17 protein-coding genes are annotated in these 15,407 nt (G+C 62.1%); 3 read left to right on the top strand and 14 right to left on the bottom strand.

Going from position 1 to position 15,407, the window contains the following annotated elements:
* Positions 1–20 precede the first annotated feature (20 nt).
* From LPA35_RS09685 to LPA35_RS09630, 12 genes are all read right to left on the bottom strand, one after another.
* On the bottom strand, positions 21–1,487 hold the full coding sequence (locus LPA35_RS09685; protein ID WP_228896834.1) for a DegQ family serine endoprotease: 1,467 nt from the start codon (positions 1,485–1,487) through the stop codon (positions 21–23).
* A gap of 174 nt (positions 1,488–1,661) precedes the next feature.
* A complete protein-coding gene (locus LPA35_RS09680; RefSeq protein WP_370641392.1) occupies positions 1,662–2,738 on the bottom strand; it encodes a MucB/RseB C-terminal domain-containing protein in 1,077 nt (358 codons plus the stop codon).
* A 36-nt stretch (positions 2,739–2,774) separates the two neighbouring features.
* Positions 2,775–3,452: a sigma-E factor negative regulatory protein gene (locus LPA35_RS09675; protein WP_228896747.1), complete on the bottom strand. Its 678-nt coding sequence runs from the start codon at positions 3,450–3,452 to the stop codon at positions 2,775–2,777.
* 9 nt (positions 3,453–3,461) lie between these two features.
* Positions 3,462–4,088, bottom strand: coding sequence for an RNA polymerase sigma factor RpoE (rpoE, locus tag LPA35_RS09670; protein ID WP_055399464.1), 627 nt, complete (start codon positions 4,086–4,088; stop codon positions 3,462–3,464).
* A 647-nt stretch (positions 4,089–4,735) separates the two neighbouring features.
* Positions 4,736–5,980 (bottom strand): beta-ketoacyl-ACP synthase II, encoded by a 1,245-nt coding sequence (fabF, locus tag LPA35_RS09665; RefSeq protein ID WP_055399467.1) that lies wholly within the window; start codon positions 5,978–5,980, stop codon positions 4,736–4,738.
* Positions 5,981–6,027: 47 nt separating this feature from the next.
* On the bottom strand, positions 6,028–6,267 hold the full coding sequence (acpP, locus tag LPA35_RS09660; RefSeq protein ID WP_003058049.1) for an acyl carrier protein: 240 nt from the start codon (positions 6,265–6,267) through the stop codon (positions 6,028–6,030).
* 103 nt (positions 6,268–6,370) lie between these two features.
* Positions 6,371–7,117, bottom strand: a complete 747-nt coding sequence (gene fabG / locus LPA35_RS09655) for a 3-oxoacyl-ACP reductase FabG (protein WP_228896745.1) — start codon at positions 7,115–7,117, stop codon at positions 6,371–6,373.
* Complete coding sequence (gene fabD, locus LPA35_RS09650) at positions 7,114–8,064, bottom strand: ACP S-malonyltransferase (protein ID WP_228896743.1); 951 nt, start codon at positions 8,062–8,064, stop codon at positions 7,114–7,116. The genes fabG and fabD overlap by 4 nt, the downstream gene beginning before the upstream one ends.
* Positions 8,065–8,124: 60 nt before the next feature.
* Positions 8,125–9,102: a beta-ketoacyl-ACP synthase III gene (locus LPA35_RS09645; protein WP_228896740.1), complete on the bottom strand. Its 978-nt coding sequence runs from the start codon at positions 9,100–9,102 to the stop codon at positions 8,125–8,127.
* Positions 9,102–10,157, bottom strand: a complete 1,056-nt coding sequence (gene plsX, locus LPA35_RS09640; RefSeq protein WP_055399475.1) for a phosphate acyltransferase PlsX — start codon at positions 10,155–10,157, stop codon at positions 9,102–9,104. Before plsX ends, LPA35_RS09645 begins: the two co-directional genes overlap by 1 nt.
* A 108-nt stretch (positions 10,158–10,265) precedes the next feature.
* Positions 10,266–10,448 (bottom strand): 50S ribosomal protein L32, encoded by a 183-nt coding sequence (gene rpmF / locus LPA35_RS09635; RefSeq protein WP_005794249.1) that lies wholly within the window; start codon positions 10,446–10,448, stop codon positions 10,266–10,268.
* A gap of 110 nt (positions 10,449–10,558) precedes the next feature.
* Positions 10,559–11,107: a DUF177 domain-containing protein gene (locus tag LPA35_RS09630; RefSeq protein ID WP_121420774.1), complete on the bottom strand. Its 549-nt coding sequence runs from the start codon at positions 11,105–11,107 to the stop codon at positions 10,559–10,561.
* A 25-nt stretch (positions 11,108–11,132) separates the two neighbouring features.
* Here LPA35_RS09630 and LPA35_RS09625 point away from each other — a divergent pair, with 25 nt between their 5' ends.
* From LPA35_RS09625 to LPA35_RS09615, 3 genes are all read left to right on the top strand, one after another.
* On the top strand, positions 11,133–11,732 hold the full coding sequence (locus tag LPA35_RS09625; protein WP_228896738.1) for a Maf family nucleotide pyrophosphatase: 600 nt from the start codon (positions 11,133–11,135) through the stop codon (positions 11,730–11,732).
* On the top strand, positions 11,729–12,532 hold the full coding sequence (locus LPA35_RS09620; RefSeq protein WP_228896736.1) for an SAM-dependent methyltransferase: 804 nt from the start codon (positions 11,729–11,731) through the stop codon (positions 12,530–12,532). Before LPA35_RS09625 ends, LPA35_RS09620 begins: the two co-directional genes overlap by 4 nt.
* A gap of 80 nt (positions 12,533–12,612) precedes the next feature.
* The gene (locus LPA35_RS09615) at positions 12,613–13,713 is read left to right on the top strand and encodes a toxin-antitoxin system YwqK family antitoxin (protein ID WP_228896734.1); all 1,101 of its coding nucleotides are present in this window, start codon (positions 12,613–12,615) and stop codon (positions 13,711–13,713) included.
* Between the two features lie 152 nt (positions 13,714–13,865).
* Here the strand turns inward: LPA35_RS09615 and LPA35_RS09610 are convergent, their stop codons facing one another.
* Together LPA35_RS09610 and LPA35_RS09605 are read right to left on the bottom strand one after the other, a co-directional pair.
* Complete coding sequence (locus LPA35_RS09610) at positions 13,866–14,912, bottom strand: S49 family peptidase (protein WP_176886645.1); 1,047 nt, start codon at positions 14,910–14,912, stop codon at positions 13,866–13,868.
* 92 nt (positions 14,913–15,004) lie between these two features.
* Entirely contained in the window at positions 15,005–15,382 is a 378-nt protein-coding gene (locus LPA35_RS09605; RefSeq protein ID WP_055395307.1) for a Rieske 2Fe-2S domain-containing protein, read from the bottom strand.
* Positions 15,383–15,407: the final 25 nt, after the last annotated feature.

Genomic DNA, 15,407 nt, shown 5'->3' with positions numbered 1-15,407 from the left:
ATCCGCCACAACGCCGCTCGTCATCGGCCGGTACGGATCAAGGCATATTGGGCCCACTCGCCGCGCCGATACAGCACATTGATGGGCTTGTTCTTGTCGGCCTTGGCGAGCACAGCCTCAAACTCCTTCACACCAGACACTTCCGTGTTGGCAATCGCGAGAATCACATCCCCTTCGCGCAGGCCGGCACGCGCTGCGGCCTCTGTGGCCGTCGCGACCAGCACACCGCCCTTGATTTTGAGCTCCTTTTTCTGGGCGTCCGAAAGTTCCGCGACCGCCAATCCCATTTGCTGTGCAGCGGCCGAAGCCTTGGGTTTCTCCTCACGCTCCGCCGTTTTGGCAGCTGGCTTGTCGGGCTCAATTTCGGCAATGGTGATGCCCAGGTCCCGCGAAGCGCCACGGCGGAACACGGTCATCGTGCTCTTGGTACCAGGCTTGGTATTGCCCACCAGGCGAGGCAGGTCCGCAACCTTCTCGATGGACTTGCCGTCAAAGCGGGTGATGATGTCACCAGCCTCCACGCCCGCCTTGTCTGCGGGTGACCCCGCCTCTACCCCAGTCACCAGCGCACCCTGGGCCTTGCCCAGGCCAATGGACTCCGCAACGTCCTTGGTGACCTGCCCGATCTGCACGCCGATACGGCCCCGTGTCACCCGGCCGGATGCGCGCAACTGCTCACTCACGCGGATGGCCTCGTCCATCGGAATCGCGAACGAAATGCCCATGAATCCACCCGAGCGCGAATAGATCTGGCTGTTGATCCCCACCACCTCACCACGCATGTTGATGAGCGGACCGCCCGAGTTGCCCGGGTTGATGGCCACATCGGTCTGGATGAACGGGAGGTAGTCCCCAGTATCGCGCTGCTTGGCACTCACAATGCCCGCAGTCACCGTGTTCTCCAGCCCGAAGGGCGATCCAATCGCCATCACCCATTCGCCCACCCGCAAACGCCCCACATCACCCACCTTGACGGCTGGCAAGCCGGTCGCCTCGATCTTGACCACCGCCACATCGGTTCGCTTGTCCGCACCAATGATCCTGGCTTTGAATTCGCGCTTGTCGGTCAGCGTGACGATCACCTCATCAGCGCCGTCCACGACATGCGCATTGGTCATCACAAACCCGTCCGCTGTCAGGATGAAGCCAGAACCCACGCCGCGCGGCTGCTCATCGTCTTGCGGCCGCTGAGGACGTTGCTGCCTGGGCACATTGGGGATCGGCACGCCAAAGCGGCGGAAGAACTCCATCATCTCCTCGTCCATGCCGTTTGCACTTGCACGGCTCGACGCTTTTTCTACCGTCCGAATATTGACCACCGAGGGCCCCACCTGGTCCACCAGATCCGTAAAGTCTGGCAACCCGCGAACCGCTGCAGCAGGTTGTGCCAAGGCCGCTTGGGGCAAACCCATACCGCCAGCAGCCCCTGCGAACATGCATGCAAATGCCAGGGAGCGCAGCGCATTTCCATCGAACTTCGACATCATCGACCTTTCGTGATTGGTAGCAAATACAGTCATCAAATTGTGTGTAACTGTGAAGAGTGTGCGGCCATTTGGTTCCCGCATCGCAAATGCACTTCGCATGCCCCTGCAAACGGCCCCGCCACAGCGCTGGCTCAGAGACAGCAGCCGCCAGCGTCACGCCCACTGGCCTCAGTGTCAGCGTGTGCGCTCCAATTGACCCGCAAACAGGCGAAGGGTCTGCAAAGGAACCTCCCCCACTACTGTGAGCCATACATCGGGCAAGACCCGTTGCGCAAGAAGCTGCGTGGCCCCCATACCCGAGACCTGGGGCTGGGGGGGGTGTCGCTGGGGATCAAAGGTCTCGATGAACAGCGATACCGATGCAAGACCATCGGAGTACAGGCACTGCAAGACACCCTGCGCACCGTCGTCAGCAGACACAGCGCGCCGATGGCAGCTCACCGGAACAAAGCCAGCAACCGGCTGACGAAGCACCCAGCCCTCGGCCATGGCCGTGGTCTTGACCACGACCGGCGCCACCACCTTGTAACCAGCGGTCGCGTCCATCAGGCGTGAAAGCTGCTCCACGCGAACGGGGGCGTTCAAGTCCAACTCCGAGAATGCAGCCTGCTCCAGAACGCGTCCGCTCGCGCCCAAGGTCTGCAGCTTCACGACCAGACCGGTCTCCCGCTCGCTCCACAGCTTGTAGCCAAAACGCAGCGAGTCCACGGGTTTGAACCACACCACGTCGGCAACAAATCCTGCAACGCGCTCTTGGCCCACAGGGCGTGCGGCATAGAACTGGGATATGGAAGTGCCCTCAACCACCGGAACTCGTGGAAACAGCCCAGAGGCATCCCGTCGATCCGACCGCACCACACGCGACTGTGGCCAGAACGTACGTACCTCGTCGTTGCGCCGAAAAATGGTCCGGGGAGTGCCACTGAGAGCCTCCACGCGCTCCATCTGCTGCGCCCCTTCACAGGCGTGCCAGATGCGTGAACTGGCCATCGCTCCAGAAGCAGCCAGCACCACAAAGGTACCGGCATACGGGCGCGCGCAGGGCGCACTGTGCATGCGCTCGATCCACTGCAGAATACTGCGCTCCGCAGGCGCGGGAGCCGCCTCTGCTGCAGAAGAAACACCCCCCTCAGCCGACGAGACCCCTGCCGATACGGAAAGTCCTGTCACACACAGGGCAGCAACCACCCCGTGTTTGAACTGCTGCGGCAGTGCTTTCAACCAAACGCACAAAACTCCCGGGTAGCTCATCACACAATCTCACCACGCCAGCAAGCCACTCCCGGCTCAGCGGCTGGGCGTCTCAAAGGTGGCATTGCGCAAAAATCCTGCAGGCATCTGCAATGCGGATGTGCTGCCAAACTGCTTGTGTGCCGCCAGCAACTCATCCAGGCGGGGATCCCGAATCATCACCTGCGCTCCGCCATCATCAGCCACTGCGACCACAGGGGCACCGGAGCTGGGGCCATTCGCACCCGACTCGGGAGAGATGGCCAGCTGGGCTCCACCCGTGGCACCGGGTGCGCCATTGCCTTGCAACGTGGCCAGAGAGGTCCAACCAATCGCCGCAACTGCCGCCAAAGACGCAAAACCCGCGACCATTTTCCAGCGAAAGACCGACGCATTGGCAGCATCCGCCATTGCCGGGGCCACCACATCCGCCTGCTGCACAGCAGCGGCCGCAGGACGTACCACAGGCCCTTCCTTGGCCAGTTCATCACGCAACCGCGCCATGAAGTTCGGATTGGCAGGTTGCGCAAGGTCGGAAGAACGCAATACATCTCCCACCAGATGGTAGAGCTGCCAAGTGGCATGGCCTTCGGCTTGCGCCGCATAGGCCAGGGCGTCCGCCACCTCGTCCCCATGCAACTGACCATCCGCCAGTGCCGACAATTGCTCGCGCCTGCTTATCTCAGCCACCACAGCACCGCCCACCAATCCATCACTTCGTACAGCGTTGTTCATTTCATTACCTCACCACCGTTTGCCTGACTGGTTCTCAAGCAGAGGACGCACTTTTGCCGAAATGGCCTCTCGCGCCCGAAAAATCCGTGACCGCACCGTGCCGATGGGGCAATCCATGGCCGTCGCAATCTCTTCGTAACTCAGCCCTTCAATCTCGCGCAACGTTACCGCCTGGCGCAGATCGTCGGGCAACGCCTCCATAGCCGCATTCACGGCTTGCGCGATTTCTCGGGCAGCGAGTACGGTTTCGGGGGTTTCGTCGCTGGTTAGTTCGTGTCCGAGGCGGGAAGTTTCATCTTCGTCCTCGTTCCCCCGCAAAGCGTTCTCCGAGATGACCGGATTGCGCTTCATATCCATGAGCGCCTTCTTGGCGGTATTGACAGCAATCCGGTAGAGCCAGGTGTAGAACTGCGCATCCCCCCGGAACTGGTGCAGCGCGCGGTAGGCCCGGATGAACGTCTCCTGCGCTATGTCTTGAACGATGTCGGTGTCCCGCACCATCCGCCCAATGAGACGCTCGATACGGCGCTGGTACTTGATGACCAGTAACTCATAGGCACGCTGATCGCCCGCTACCGCGCGCTCCACCAGTTGGAGGTCGCTATCTTCGGAAGGGGAAGGCGGAATTACAGTCATGGATACTCAGGATTCACGCCCACGGCTGCTGGCCGGGGCGGTTTCGTCAGCGTTGTCAGCGCCCGGTCTGGCGCGCGAATATACCGCACGCCGCAGATCCAGCCAACGCTCGGGCTGCGCGGAACACGCCAGCCACAGCCAGGTGCGGCGGTGCCCCACCGGAATGACATGCAGCCACAGATGTGACTGCAAATCGAGAAGGACTTCAGGAGGCCCGGACAATGCCATCCAGGCCGCCCCGGAGTTCGGAGCCACCAGCGTCCAGGCCTGGCCATCCCAGTGGATACCACCAGAAAATTGACAGAACCAAAAATGGAATGCGCTGGCGGCAGCCAGACACCAGAGACCACCCGCCATCGCTGCGGGCCATGGGGATGCAGCACCACCACTTCGCAAGAACCAAGCAGCCAGCCCCGCTGCGCTGATCAGCAACAAGGCCCCCAGCAAGCCCCCGAACAGGCGGCTGCGCCGCAGGGGGTAAAACACCGAAGGTGGTCGCTGCGAAGTCACACCCACGAAACGCTACCGAGGCTGTGCCGCCTGCTTAGCACGGAACATAGGCCCGTGCTGAGCAACCAACGATTGCAGGATCGCAACAAGACACCACGGCCTCGCCAAGTCGGGCGGCAGAGCACCTGACCCAACAATCAGACGCGCTTGAAAACCAGCGTCCCGTTGGTGCCACCAAAACCGAAGTTATTCTTGACTGCAACGTCGATCTTCATGTCACGCGCCGTGTTGGCGCAGTAGTCCAGATCGCACTCGGGGTCCTGATTCGCCAAATTGATGGTGGGTGGTACCTTCTGCTCATGCAAGGCCAGCACTGTAAAAATGCTCTCAATACCGCCCGCACCACCCAGCAAATGACCGGTCATGGATTTGGTGGAGCTCACCACAGCCTTGTAAGCATGGTCGCCCAAGGCCGCCTTGATGGCATTCGTCTCATTAATATCACCCAGCGGCGTGGAAGTGCCATGGGCGTTGAGGTAGTCAACTTGATCGGCATTCATGCCGGCATTGCGCAGGGCGTTGAGCATGGCACGGCGCGGACCATCCATACTGGGGGCCGTCATGTGGCCTGCATCGGCGCTCATGCCAAAACCACCCAGTTCCGCATAGATCTTGGCACCACGGGCTTTGGCATGCTCGTATTCCTCCAGCACCATGACCCCGGCGCCTTCACCCAAAACAAAACCATCTCGGTCCTTGTCCCAGGGGCGGGAAGCGGTCTTGGGGTCATCGTTGCGGGTAGACAGGGCGCGCATGGCCGCAAAACCACCAATGCCCAGCGGCGACACCGTGGATTCAGTGCCGCCCGCCACCACCACATCCGCATCACCGTATTCGATCATGCGACCAGCCTCGCCAATGCAATGCAGGCCGGTTGTGCAGGCCGTCACGACCGCGAGGTTCGGCCCCTTGAAGCCAAAGCGCATGGACACATGGCCCGCCACCATATTGATGATGGACGCTGGCACAAAGAACGGCGTGATGCGCCGCGGACCGCGACTGACCAGTTCCGCGTGGGTATTCTCGATAAGTGGCAAGCCACCAATCCCCGAACCGATCACGCAGGCTATGCGTGTTGCAAACTCTTCACTGAGCGCTTCACCCGTGGGCAGACCGGCATCTTCAACCGCCTGTGCAGCAGCTGCAATGCCGAAATGGATGAAGCTGTCCATCGCGCGCGCATCCTTGGCGCTGATGTACGACTCCAGGTCAAGACCTTTGACCTCCCCTGCAATCTTGCAGGCAAAGTTCGACGTGTCGAACTTGGTGATGAGGTCAATACCGGATTTTCCGGCAAGGAGATTGGCCCAGGATTCGGCCACCGTGTTGCCCACGGGGCTGACGCATCCCAGGCCGGTCACGACAACGCGACGACGGCTCATGCGTAAAAACCTTCTGTTGATCGCTTGAGTCAGGCGCAGTGCGCCGCTCAGGCCTTCTGGTGGGTGTTGGCGTAGTCGATGGCGTTTTGCACCGTCGTGATCTTCTCGGCGTCTTCGTCAGGGATCTCGATGCCGAATTCGTCTTCCAGTGCCATCACCAGTTCCACCGTGTCGAGCGAGTCGGCACCGAGGTCTGCCACGAAGGCCTTTTCATTGGTGACTTGGGACTCTTCCACACCGAGTTGTTCGGCAATGATTTTTTTGACGCGTGCTTCGATATCGCTCATGGTTTCCCTCTGGGGGTTGTGAATGAATCCGCGATTCTAGCCGCTTAAGGAGAAGCCCCTCAGCAGCCCGCCGTCCGGATGAACCGGCGTTAACTTGTCTCAATTACATGTACATGCCGCCATTGACATGCAACTCCTGCCCGGTCACGTACCCTGCTTCGCGCGAAGCAAGGTAGGCCACGGCATGTGCGATGTCTTGCGGCTTGCCCATATGCCCCAAAGGGATCTGGGCGTTGAGGGCTTTTTGCTGTTCTTCGGGCAGCACGGACGTCATATCCGTCTCGATAAATCCCGGCGCTACACAATTGACCGTGATGCTGCGGCTGCCCAGTTCGCGGGCCAGTGCACGGGTCATTCCCGCCACTCCAGCCTTGGCTGCCGCGTAGTTGGCCTGACCAGGATTGCCCGATGCCCCCACCACACTGGTGATGCTGATGATGCGCCCGAATCGCTGTTTCATCATCGGGCGAATCGCCGCGCGGCTCACGCGGAAAACTGCCTTGAGATTGGTGTCCAGCACCGCATCCCAGTCATCGTCCTTCATGCGCATGGCCAGGGTGTCGCGGGTGATGCCCGCATTGTTGACCAGCACATGCAGACCACCCTGCTGCTTGACGATGGAATCCATCAACGCCTCGATGGCAACTCCGTCATTCACATTCAGATTGGCGCCACGGCAGCCGGGGTAGGCCGCTAGGGCCTGGCTGATGCGCTCGGCGCCATCGTCCGTCGTGGCCGTGCCCACCACCTGGTAGCCGCGTACCGCCAGCTCGAGCGCAATGGCCGCCCCAATGCCGCGCGATGCGCCTGTGACCAACGCCACTTGCGCGGCCAATGAGGATTGCGTCATGCCAACAACTCCCGGGTTTCGGCCAGCGTGGCCATGTCAAACAGTGCCGCACCCACCAGTTCAGGATCGATGCGCTTGGTCAGACCCGCCAGCACTTTGCCAGGGCCACTTTCAATAATATGGGTGACTCCCCGGGCCTTGAGGGCCTGCACACACTCCACCCAGCGCACGGGGCCAAAGGCCTGGCGGTAGAGCGCGTCTCGGATCGCCTCAGCGTCCTGCTGCACCGCGACATCCACATTGTTCAGAACCGGAATCTGGGGCGCAGCAAGCGCCACATCCGCCAGCGCCAAGCGCAGCTTCTCAGCGGCAGGCTTCATCAGGCTGGAGTGAAAAGGGGCAGACACCGGCAATGGCAGTGCGCGCTTGGCACCTGCCGCCTTGAGCATTTCGCAGGCCTTTTCGACGCCGGCCTTGGTGCCCGCAATGACCGTCTGGACGGGGTCGTTGAAATTGACAGCCTCAACCACTTCTGCCGTTCCCACACCGAACGAGGACACTGCCTCGGCACATCCTGCGATGACCTTGGAAGCCTCCATCCCCAAGATGGCAGCCATGGCCCCAGTGCCGACCGGCACGGCCTCCTGCATGGCAGCTGCACGCAGGCGCACCAGCGGCGCCGCCTGGGCCAGCGTCAACACACCTGCGGCAACCAACGCCGAATACTCGCCCAGAGAATGCCCCGCAACAGCGACCGGGGCAGCACCACCTTCTGCACGCCAGACACGCCATGCAGCCACCCCAGCCACCAGCATCACCGGCTGCGTGTTGGTGGTCAGGGCCAGTGCCTCCTTGGGACCTTCCTTGATCAGCAGGCCGATGTTTTCACCCAGGGCATCCGAGGCTTCCTGCACGGTCTGGGCCACCACCGGGTGATCACCCCATCCGTCGAGCATGCCCACCGATTGCGAGCCTTGTCCCGGAAAGACAAATGCAAAAGACTTCATGAAAAATCCAGAAATATGATTGAAATTGATGCCTAGCGCTTATCCAGCAAGCGCCACAAGCTATAACTTCAGGAGCGCCGCGCCCCAGGTAAAGCCGCCGCCCACACCTTCGAGCAGCAGGGTCTCACCCTTTTTGACCTGGCCCGTACGCACCGCATGGTCCAGCGCCAGGGGGATAGAGGCTGCCGAGGTGTTGCCATGCTGGTCCACCGTGACCACCACCTTGTCCATGGACAGCTTGAGCTTGCGGGCCGTGCCCTGCATGATGCGGATATTGGCCTGGTGTGGAATCAGCCAGTCAATATCGGCCTCGGTCAGCCCCGCCTTGGCCAGCACCGCATGCGCGGCCTTCTCCAGCACGCCCACCGCCAGCTTGAAGACAGCCTGCCCGTCCATCTTGAGGACGGGGTCCCCCAGGACCTTGCCACCCGACACGTTGCCGGGCACACACAGGATGCCGACATGCTTGCCGTCGGCATGCAGGTCGCTGGACAGGATGCCCGGCGTTTCCGACGCCTCCAGCACCACGGCACCCGCACCATCACCAAACAACACGCAGGTCGTGCGGTCATTGAAATCCAGAATACGGCTGAAAACTTCTGCCCCAATGACCAGCGCGCGGTTGGCAGCACCCGTCTGGATCATGGCATCCGCCACGGACAGGGCATAGACAAAACCGCTGCACACCGCCTGCACATCAAACGCAGGGCAACCATTGGCTCCCAGCTTGTTCTGCAATATGCAGGCAGCCGAGGGAAACACCATATCCGGGGTGGACGTGGCCACGATGATCAGATCAATGTCGGTCGGCAGAAGGCCCGCCGCCTGCAAGGCATTGCGCGCAGCCTCCAGGCCCAGATCGCTGCAGGCAACATCGGGCGCTGCAAAGTGGCGCGCGCGGATGCCGGTGCGCTCCACGATCCACTCATCTGAGGTTTCGATGCCGCGCTGGGCCAGTTCAGCCACCAGATCAGCGTTGGTCAGCCGGCGCGGGGGCAGGTAGCTGCCGGTGCCGGTAATGCGGGAGTAGCGTCTCATCAATGTGTCATCGTCGCCGCAACGCCAGGCTGGGGCTGGGCATCCGCAGGCACCAGAAGCGGCGCTGCGTGCGCAATCCGGGTCCGGACGCGGTCGAGCAGGTTGTTGCGGGCTGCATCATACGCCCGGTTCAAAGCCTGCTCGAACGCCATTGTGTCAGCCGACCCATGGCTCTTGAACACCAGCCCGCGCAGCCCCAGGAGCGCCGCGCCGTTGTAACGGCGGTAGTCCATGCGCTTCATGAGCGCTTTTAAGATCGGATACGCGGTGATCGCAGCGATTTTAGTGAAGATGTTGCGAGAGAACTCCGTTTTCAGGGCACCAATGATCATCGATGCCACCCCTTCACTGGCTTTGAGGGCCACATTGCCCACAAATCCGTCGCATACCACGATGTCAACGGTGCCCTTGAAAATGTCATTGCCTTCAACATTTCCATAAAAATTCAAATCACCGGAATTGGCTGCAGATCGAAGCAATTCACCGGCTTTTTTGATTACTTCACTACCTTTGATCGCCTCTTCACCGATATTGAGCAAACCGACGGTGGGCTCCCCGCCATCCCGAAGGACCGAAACCAAGGCAGAGCCCATCACGGCAAACTGCAGCAAATGCTCGGCGGAACAATCCACATTCGCCCCAAGGTCCAGCACCGTGGTGGCACCACCTGCGGCGTTGGGCAATTGCGTCGCAATGGCGGGGCGGTCGATGCCGTCCAGCGTCTTGAGGAGATACCGGGCAATAGCCATCAGCGCGCCGGTATTGCCTGCCGAAACGGCCGCAGAGGCCGCGCCATCCTTGACCTGCTGAATCGCCACGCGCATGGAAGAATCTTTCTTCTTGCGCAGAGCCACCTCGACAGGATCATCCATGGCCACCACTTCGGTAGCAGGAATGATCGTGGCACGGTCGTGCGAAAACGATTGCAGACTATCCACCAGGCCGACGAGCAGCAGGCGGGCATCAGGGTGTGTATCGAGAAACTGGCGGCACGCCGCGAGCGTGACGCGGGGGCCATGGTCGCCCCCCATGCAGTCAACAGCCAGTGTGATCATGGGCGACTTGTCCGGCCGGCCAGGAGGGCCGGAAAAATAAATACGACGGTCAAAACAAAGGCCCGCGCTACGGTTTCAGTAGCAACGGGCCTTTGGATGGGGCGAAGATCAGGCTTCAGACTTGTTCTTCAGCACCTGACGGCCACGGTAGAAACCGTTGGGGCTGATGTGGTGACGCAGGTGCGTTTCACCGGTGGTGGGTTCCACAGCAATGCCTGGCACATTCAGGGCATTGTGCGAGCGGTGCATGCCGCGCTTGGAGGGGGACTTTTTGTTTTGCTGAACGGCCATGATGGCTCCTGATCTGGAATAGGTTGGTAAAAACGCGATCAGCCCAAAAGACACGATGGGGTTCGCGTGAAGCCCACGATTATAACCCAAATGATTTTTGGGTCGTCCAATCAGCCCTTGTTGTCTTTGCGCAGTGCGGCCAACGCCGCAAAAGGATTGGGCTTTTCGTCGTTGGCTTCCTCAAAATCGTCGTCCGAAGAAGCCAGTGGTACTGCGGTAGGGCACTCGTCGTGTTTGGGCACCACGGGCAAGGCCATCAGCAACTCATCCTCAATCAGCTCGTGAAGGTCAAACTCGCGGCTCATGGCCAGCAGGTCTTCTTCGCTTTCGTCGTCCAGAGCCTCTGCGGTGGCCTCGTCGGCCACGAAGCGAAACTCACGATCCACCTCCAGCGGCACATCCACCGGCGTCATGCAACGCTGGCATTCCATGGGGAAGCTCGCAGTAACCTTGATATGCAGCCAGACTTGGCCCATGCCGCCCAGCGCCGTGCGCACTTCGCCCACAGCCTCCCAGTCCACCATCAGGTCCGGGTGCAGGCCCTTGGCCTCCTGGGCCAGGCGTTCGTACTTCAGCAGTGAATCGTGGCCCGCCAGCCGACCGCCCGCCTGTGCAAAGGCTTTCACGTCGAGGCGCTGGGGGGAGAATTCCTTGGTCATGGCGGCAGTGTAAGAGAATCGGCGCATGCATCAATCCCCCCCCCTGAAACGCCCTCTGGTATTGGGCTCCACATCGCGGTATCGGCGTGAATTGCTTGAGCGGTTGAACCTGCCTTTTGACGTCACGGCCCCGGAGGTGGATGAGACCCCCCTGCCCGGCGAAGCCCCTCGCTCACTGGCCTTGCGCCTGGCGATGGCCAAGGCACGCGCCGTGGCGCAACTCTACCCCGATGCGGTGGTAATCGGCTCCGACCAGGTTGCCGACCTCGCTGGCGAGCCCCTGGGCAAGCCCGGCCACCACGAGCGTGCGGTGGCGCAACTGCGCCAGATGCGCAGCCAGACCGTGGTGTTCCAGACCGCCGTGGCCGTGGTGTGCGCCGCGACGGGTTTCGAGCAGATCGACCTGGCCCCGGTGGAGGTGAAATTCCGTGACCTGTCCGACGCGGAAATCGAGCGCTACCTGCGCGCCGAGCAACCCTACGATTGCGCCGGCAGCGCCAAGAGCGAAGGCCTGGGCATTGCGCTGCTGGATGCCATCCACAGCGACGATCCCACAGCCCTCATCGGACTGCCTTTAATCCGCACCTGCCGCATGCTGCGCGCGGCAGGCTTGGTGCTGCCATGACAAATCCCCCCACCGAACCGCGCTCTGGCGCTCGCAAGGGCACGCTTTATCTCGTGCCCGCCCCCCTCGACTTTGGCTGCGACACCCAGGTCCCGCTGCAGAATGCCTTGCCCTCCGCCACCCTTCAGACGGCTGCACGACTGACCCAGTGGGTGTGCGAGAACGCCAAGAGTACACGCGCCTACCTCAAACGCATCGACGCACTGCACCCCCTGGCAGCCCCCCTGCAGCAACAGCAGATCACCGAGCTTCCCCGCGAAGTCCACAAAAAAGGCGACCATGGCGACAAAGGATCAGCCCCGTTCGACGCACGCCCGCTGCTCGCAGCGGCACTGAATGGGCACGACATGGGGCTGATCAGCGAGGCGGGCATGCCTGCAGTGGCCGACCCCGGTTCGTCTGTGGTGCGCGCGGCACACGACCTTGATATCCCCGTTGTGCCCCTGGTGGGCCCTGTGTCGCTGCTGCTGGCGCTGGCGGCCAGCGGATTGAACGGGCAAAACTTTGCGTTTGTCGGCTACCTGCCCCAGGACAGCCAGGAGCGCATCCAGCGTATCAAGGAGCTGGAAAGCCTGGCCCTCAAGACAGGACAGACCCAGCTTTTCATCGAAACTCCTTACCGCAACGCCGCCCTCTGGCAGGCCCTGGTGCAAACGCTGCAGCCCCACACCCGCCTGGCGCTGGCCAGCGGGCTGACGCTGCCCGACGCACGCATCCGCAGCCAGCTCGTGCGGCAATGGCGCCAGCACCCCACGCCCCCAGACAACCGCACCCCTGTCGTGTTTGCGATGGGCCGCTAAGCATGAACCGTCTATTCACTATATTTTTTATAGCTGTTAGCGCTTATGGTTCAAGCGCTGAGGCCATTGTTCGTTGTGAATTGAATGGCAAACCCATCAATATTTCCAACGGTGCCGAAACCGCCGGCCAGTCCGGGCTGGTGCGCTGCCGCGAAGAAGACACCGGCCACCTCCAGCGCGAGCAGGAACTGCGCGACGGAAAGTTCGTGGGCCTGGAGCGCATGTTCGACCGCGAAGGCCGCCTGCAGCGCGAACGCACGGTCAACGAACGCGGCAACAGCCACGGCCGGGTGGCCGAGTTCTGGCCCAACGGCCAGGTGCGGCGCGAAGAAACCGCCGACAACGGCCGCACCCAGGGGGCCGTGAGGCGCTTTGACGCCACCGGCCGCGTGGAGCGCGTGTCGTTCCACGGCGGCGGGCAGGAGCTGTTCTATGTGGAAACCAACAGCAAGGGCCAGCCCACACGCCTGTTCTGCCCGCGCACCAGCGTGCTGCCCGAAGACCGCAAACTCTGCGGCTTTGACGGTGCCACTGACACCCTGCTCCATGCAGACAACGGCGCCAAAACCGCGCAGCTGCACTACGACCAGGGCCGCCTGCTGAGCGCGACCGAATGGACCCGCGACGGCATCGTCGCCGCCCAGCAACTCGTGGTGGACGGTCGGCGTGTGCACCGCAGCTTCACCACCGAGGGCGGCAAAAGTGTGCTGCGCGAGGAACGGGTGTTCGCACCGGATGAGCGCACACTCCGCGATACGCGGGGCTCGCTGCTCAGCGCCAAGCGCTACGGCGCATCCGGCCAGCTGATCGAGCAGCGCAGTTTTGCCGATGGGCGGGAGGTGCAGGTCGAGCGCTGGTACCTCAACGGATCGGTGCGAGAGCGCAGTACCTGGACCGGCGCCGGTGAGCAGGCGCGCGTGCAGCGCGAGATGTACCGTGACGATGGCAAGCTGGCGCGGCGCGAACAGCTCAATGCCGAGCAATGGCCCGTGGGCACGCAGCAGGCCTTTCACGACAACGGCCGGCTGGCGATTGAAGAACAGTATTCAGCCCCCGATGCCCGGGGACGCACGCGCCTTACGGCCCGCAAGCAGTGGGACGAGACGGGCAAGCTGGTGGCTGACGACACCATCCTGGAAGACGGCTCGCGCCAGCGCAAAGCGGGCGGGCTGGACAGCTAAAAACCACCCTCCTGCCAGCCCTCGGAGGCCGGCACGGCCGACTGCGTCACACCACGTACCGCCACGCAGGCCCAGATGCAAAAAAAAGCCCCGGGTGGAGTCTCCACCCGGGGCTTTTTTTGTGCATGGCCCAAAGGCCGCGTCGGACAGTGTCAGCGCAGCTGAGGTCCAGCCACTGCCAATGACTTCACGGCGCCCACACCAATCGCCGCGCCAAAGCGCTTGACCAGCCGTTCCGCCACGTTGTCGCGGCGGGTGTAGTCAATGATGTCTTCGGCCTTCACCACCTCGCGGGCCACGTAGTCCAGGTTGCCCAGCTTGTCGGCCAAGCCCATTTCCACGGCCTGCTGGCCGGTCCAGAACAGGCCACTGAAGGTGTCGGGCGTGGTCTTGAGGCGGTCACCACGCCCGGCTTTCACCACGGCAATGAACTGCTGGTGGATCTGGTCGAGCATGGTCTGCGCGTAGGCACGCTGCTTTTCGGTCTGCGGGCTAAACGGGTCGAGGAAACCCTTGTTCTCGCCAGCGGTCAGCAGGCGGCGCTCCACGCCCAGCTTTTCCATGGTGCCGGTGAAGCCAAAGCCATCCATCAGCACGCCGATACTGCCCACGATGCTGGCTTTATCCACGTAGATGTCGTCGGCTGCTGCGGCAATGTAATAAGCCGCCGAGGCGCAGGTTTCTTCAACCACGGCGTAGATCGGCTTGTTGTGCTTGGCCTTCAAACGAACAATTTCGTCATTGATGATTCCGGCCTGCACCGGGCTGCCGCCGGGCGAGTTGATGAGCAGCACCAAGGCCTGCGAGCCTTCGTCCTCCAGTGCGCTGCGCATGGCGGCCACCACGAACTCGGCACTGGCCTCGGCGCCGCTGGCGATCTCACCTTTGATGTCCACCACCGCCGTATGGGGCGTGCTCTTGCTGGCACTGGGCGATGCCTGGCGCAGGGCCGCAAAGGCAACTGCGGCAATCAGCACCAGCCATGCCAGGCGGAAGAAGATCTTCCAGCGGCGGGCGCTGCGCTGTTCTTGGAGGGCGGAGAAGGCCAGCTTTTCCAGCGTGGCGCGCTCCCAGCCGGGTTCACGCGATGAGTCGCTCACAGATGCTCCTGAATTTGTAGCTGCTTGCGCCCACAGATCGGGCGCGGGATTACTTTTTGGGTCAAAACCCGAAGAGCCGGGCTGCTGGGGGTCTGTCATGTCGTACGTCCTGGGCACTGCAACACTGCCGCCCGCGCACCGCGCTGGCTGGCACCAGGCGACAGCACATAAGGGTAATTCATCTGGATTTTCTAGAACTCTACGGGTTGCAGGTTGTAGGCAGTATGCCAGTGCACCACACCATCGCTTTCGGACAAAGCAATTTTCACCAGCCCGCCCCGGCACGGGCCGCCCGCGCACTGGCCGGTGCTCGGCAGGTAGGCGGCCCCGTGGGTGGCACACAGCAGCCAGTGGCCCGTGTCGTCAAAAAAGCGGTCCGGCTGGTAGTCCATCTCCATGGCCACATGGGTGCAGCGGTTCAGGTAGGCATGCGGCAGGCCCTGGTAGCGGATCGCGAAGGCCCGGCAGGTCTGACCTGCGTACTGCACATCAAACGGAACCGCCAAGCCCCCATCGACGAGGTCGGCACTGTTGCACAGCGCAATGGGCTGATCGGGTGGTGTGGTCATGGGCGCGTCCCGCTCCAATATCCGG

This window comes from Acidovorax sp. Leaf73, assembly GCF_916855635.1.
Taxonomy (GTDB): domain Bacteria; phylum Pseudomonadota; class Gammaproteobacteria; order Burkholderiales; family Burkholderiaceae_C; genus Acidovorax; species Acidovorax facilis.
The sequence above is the reverse complement of the archived record's forward strand: the minus strand, read 5'-3'. Positions and strand labels throughout refer to the sequence as shown.

Excerpts from the sequence above, each read along its gene's own strand:
- acpP (WP_003058049.1), bottom strand. The coding sequence starts at position 6,267 with ATGAGCGATATCGAAGCACGCGTCAAAAAAATCATTGCCGAACAACTC.
- LPA35_RS09605 (WP_055395307.1), bottom strand. The coding sequence starts at position 15,382 with ATGACCACACCACCCGATCAGCCCATTGCGCTGTGCAACAGTGCCGAC.
- rpoE (WP_055399464.1), bottom strand. The coding sequence starts at position 4,088 with ATGACTGTAATTCCGCCTTCCCCTTCCGAAGATAGCGACCTCCAACTG.
- LPA35_RS09675 (WP_228896747.1), bottom strand. The coding sequence starts at position 3,452 with ATGAACAACGCTGTACGAAGTGATGGATTGGTGGGCGGTGCTGTGGTG.
- plsX (WP_055399475.1), bottom strand. The coding sequence starts at position 10,157 with ATGATCACACTGGCTGTTGACTGCATGGGGGGCGACCATGGCCCCCGC.
- LPA35_RS09625 (WP_228896738.1), top strand. The coding sequence starts at position 11,133 with ATGCATCAATCCCCCCCCCTGAAACGCCCTCTGGTATTGGGCTCCACA.
- fabG (WP_228896745.1), bottom strand. The coding sequence starts at position 7,117 with ATGACGCAATCCTCATTGGCCGCGCAAGTGGCGTTGGTCACAGGCGCA.
- LPA35_RS09685 (WP_228896834.1), bottom strand. The coding sequence starts at position 1,487 with ATGATGTCGAAGTTCGATGGAAATGCGCTGCGCTCCCTGGCATTTGCA.
- rpmF (WP_005794249.1), bottom strand. The coding sequence starts at position 10,448 with ATGGCCGTTCAGCAAAACAAAAAGTCCCCCTCCAAGCGCGGCATGCAC.
- fabD (WP_228896743.1), bottom strand. The coding sequence starts at position 8,064 with ATGAAGTCTTTTGCATTTGTCTTTCCGGGACAAGGCTCGCAATCGGTG.
- LPA35_RS09620 (WP_228896736.1), top strand. The coding sequence starts at position 11,729 with ATGACAAATCCCCCCACCGAACCGCGCTCTGGCGCTCGCAAGGGCACG.
- LPA35_RS09630 (WP_121420774.1), bottom strand. The coding sequence starts at position 11,107 with ATGACCAAGGAATTCTCCCCCCAGCGCCTCGACGTGAAAGCCTTTGCA.
- fabF (WP_055399467.1), bottom strand. The coding sequence starts at position 5,980 with ATGAGCCGTCGTCGCGTTGTCGTGACCGGCCTGGGATGCGTCAGCCCC.
- LPA35_RS09610 (WP_176886645.1), bottom strand. The coding sequence starts at position 14,912 with ATGACAGACCCCCAGCAGCCCGGCTCTTCGGGTTTTGACCCAAAAAGT.
- LPA35_RS09680 (WP_370641392.1), bottom strand. The coding sequence starts at position 2,738 with ATGAGCTACCCGGGAGTTTTGTGCGTTTGGTTGAAAGCACTGCCGCAG.
- LPA35_RS09645 (WP_228896740.1), bottom strand. The coding sequence starts at position 9,102 with ATGAGACGCTACTCCCGCATTACCGGCACCGGCAGCTACCTGCCCCCG.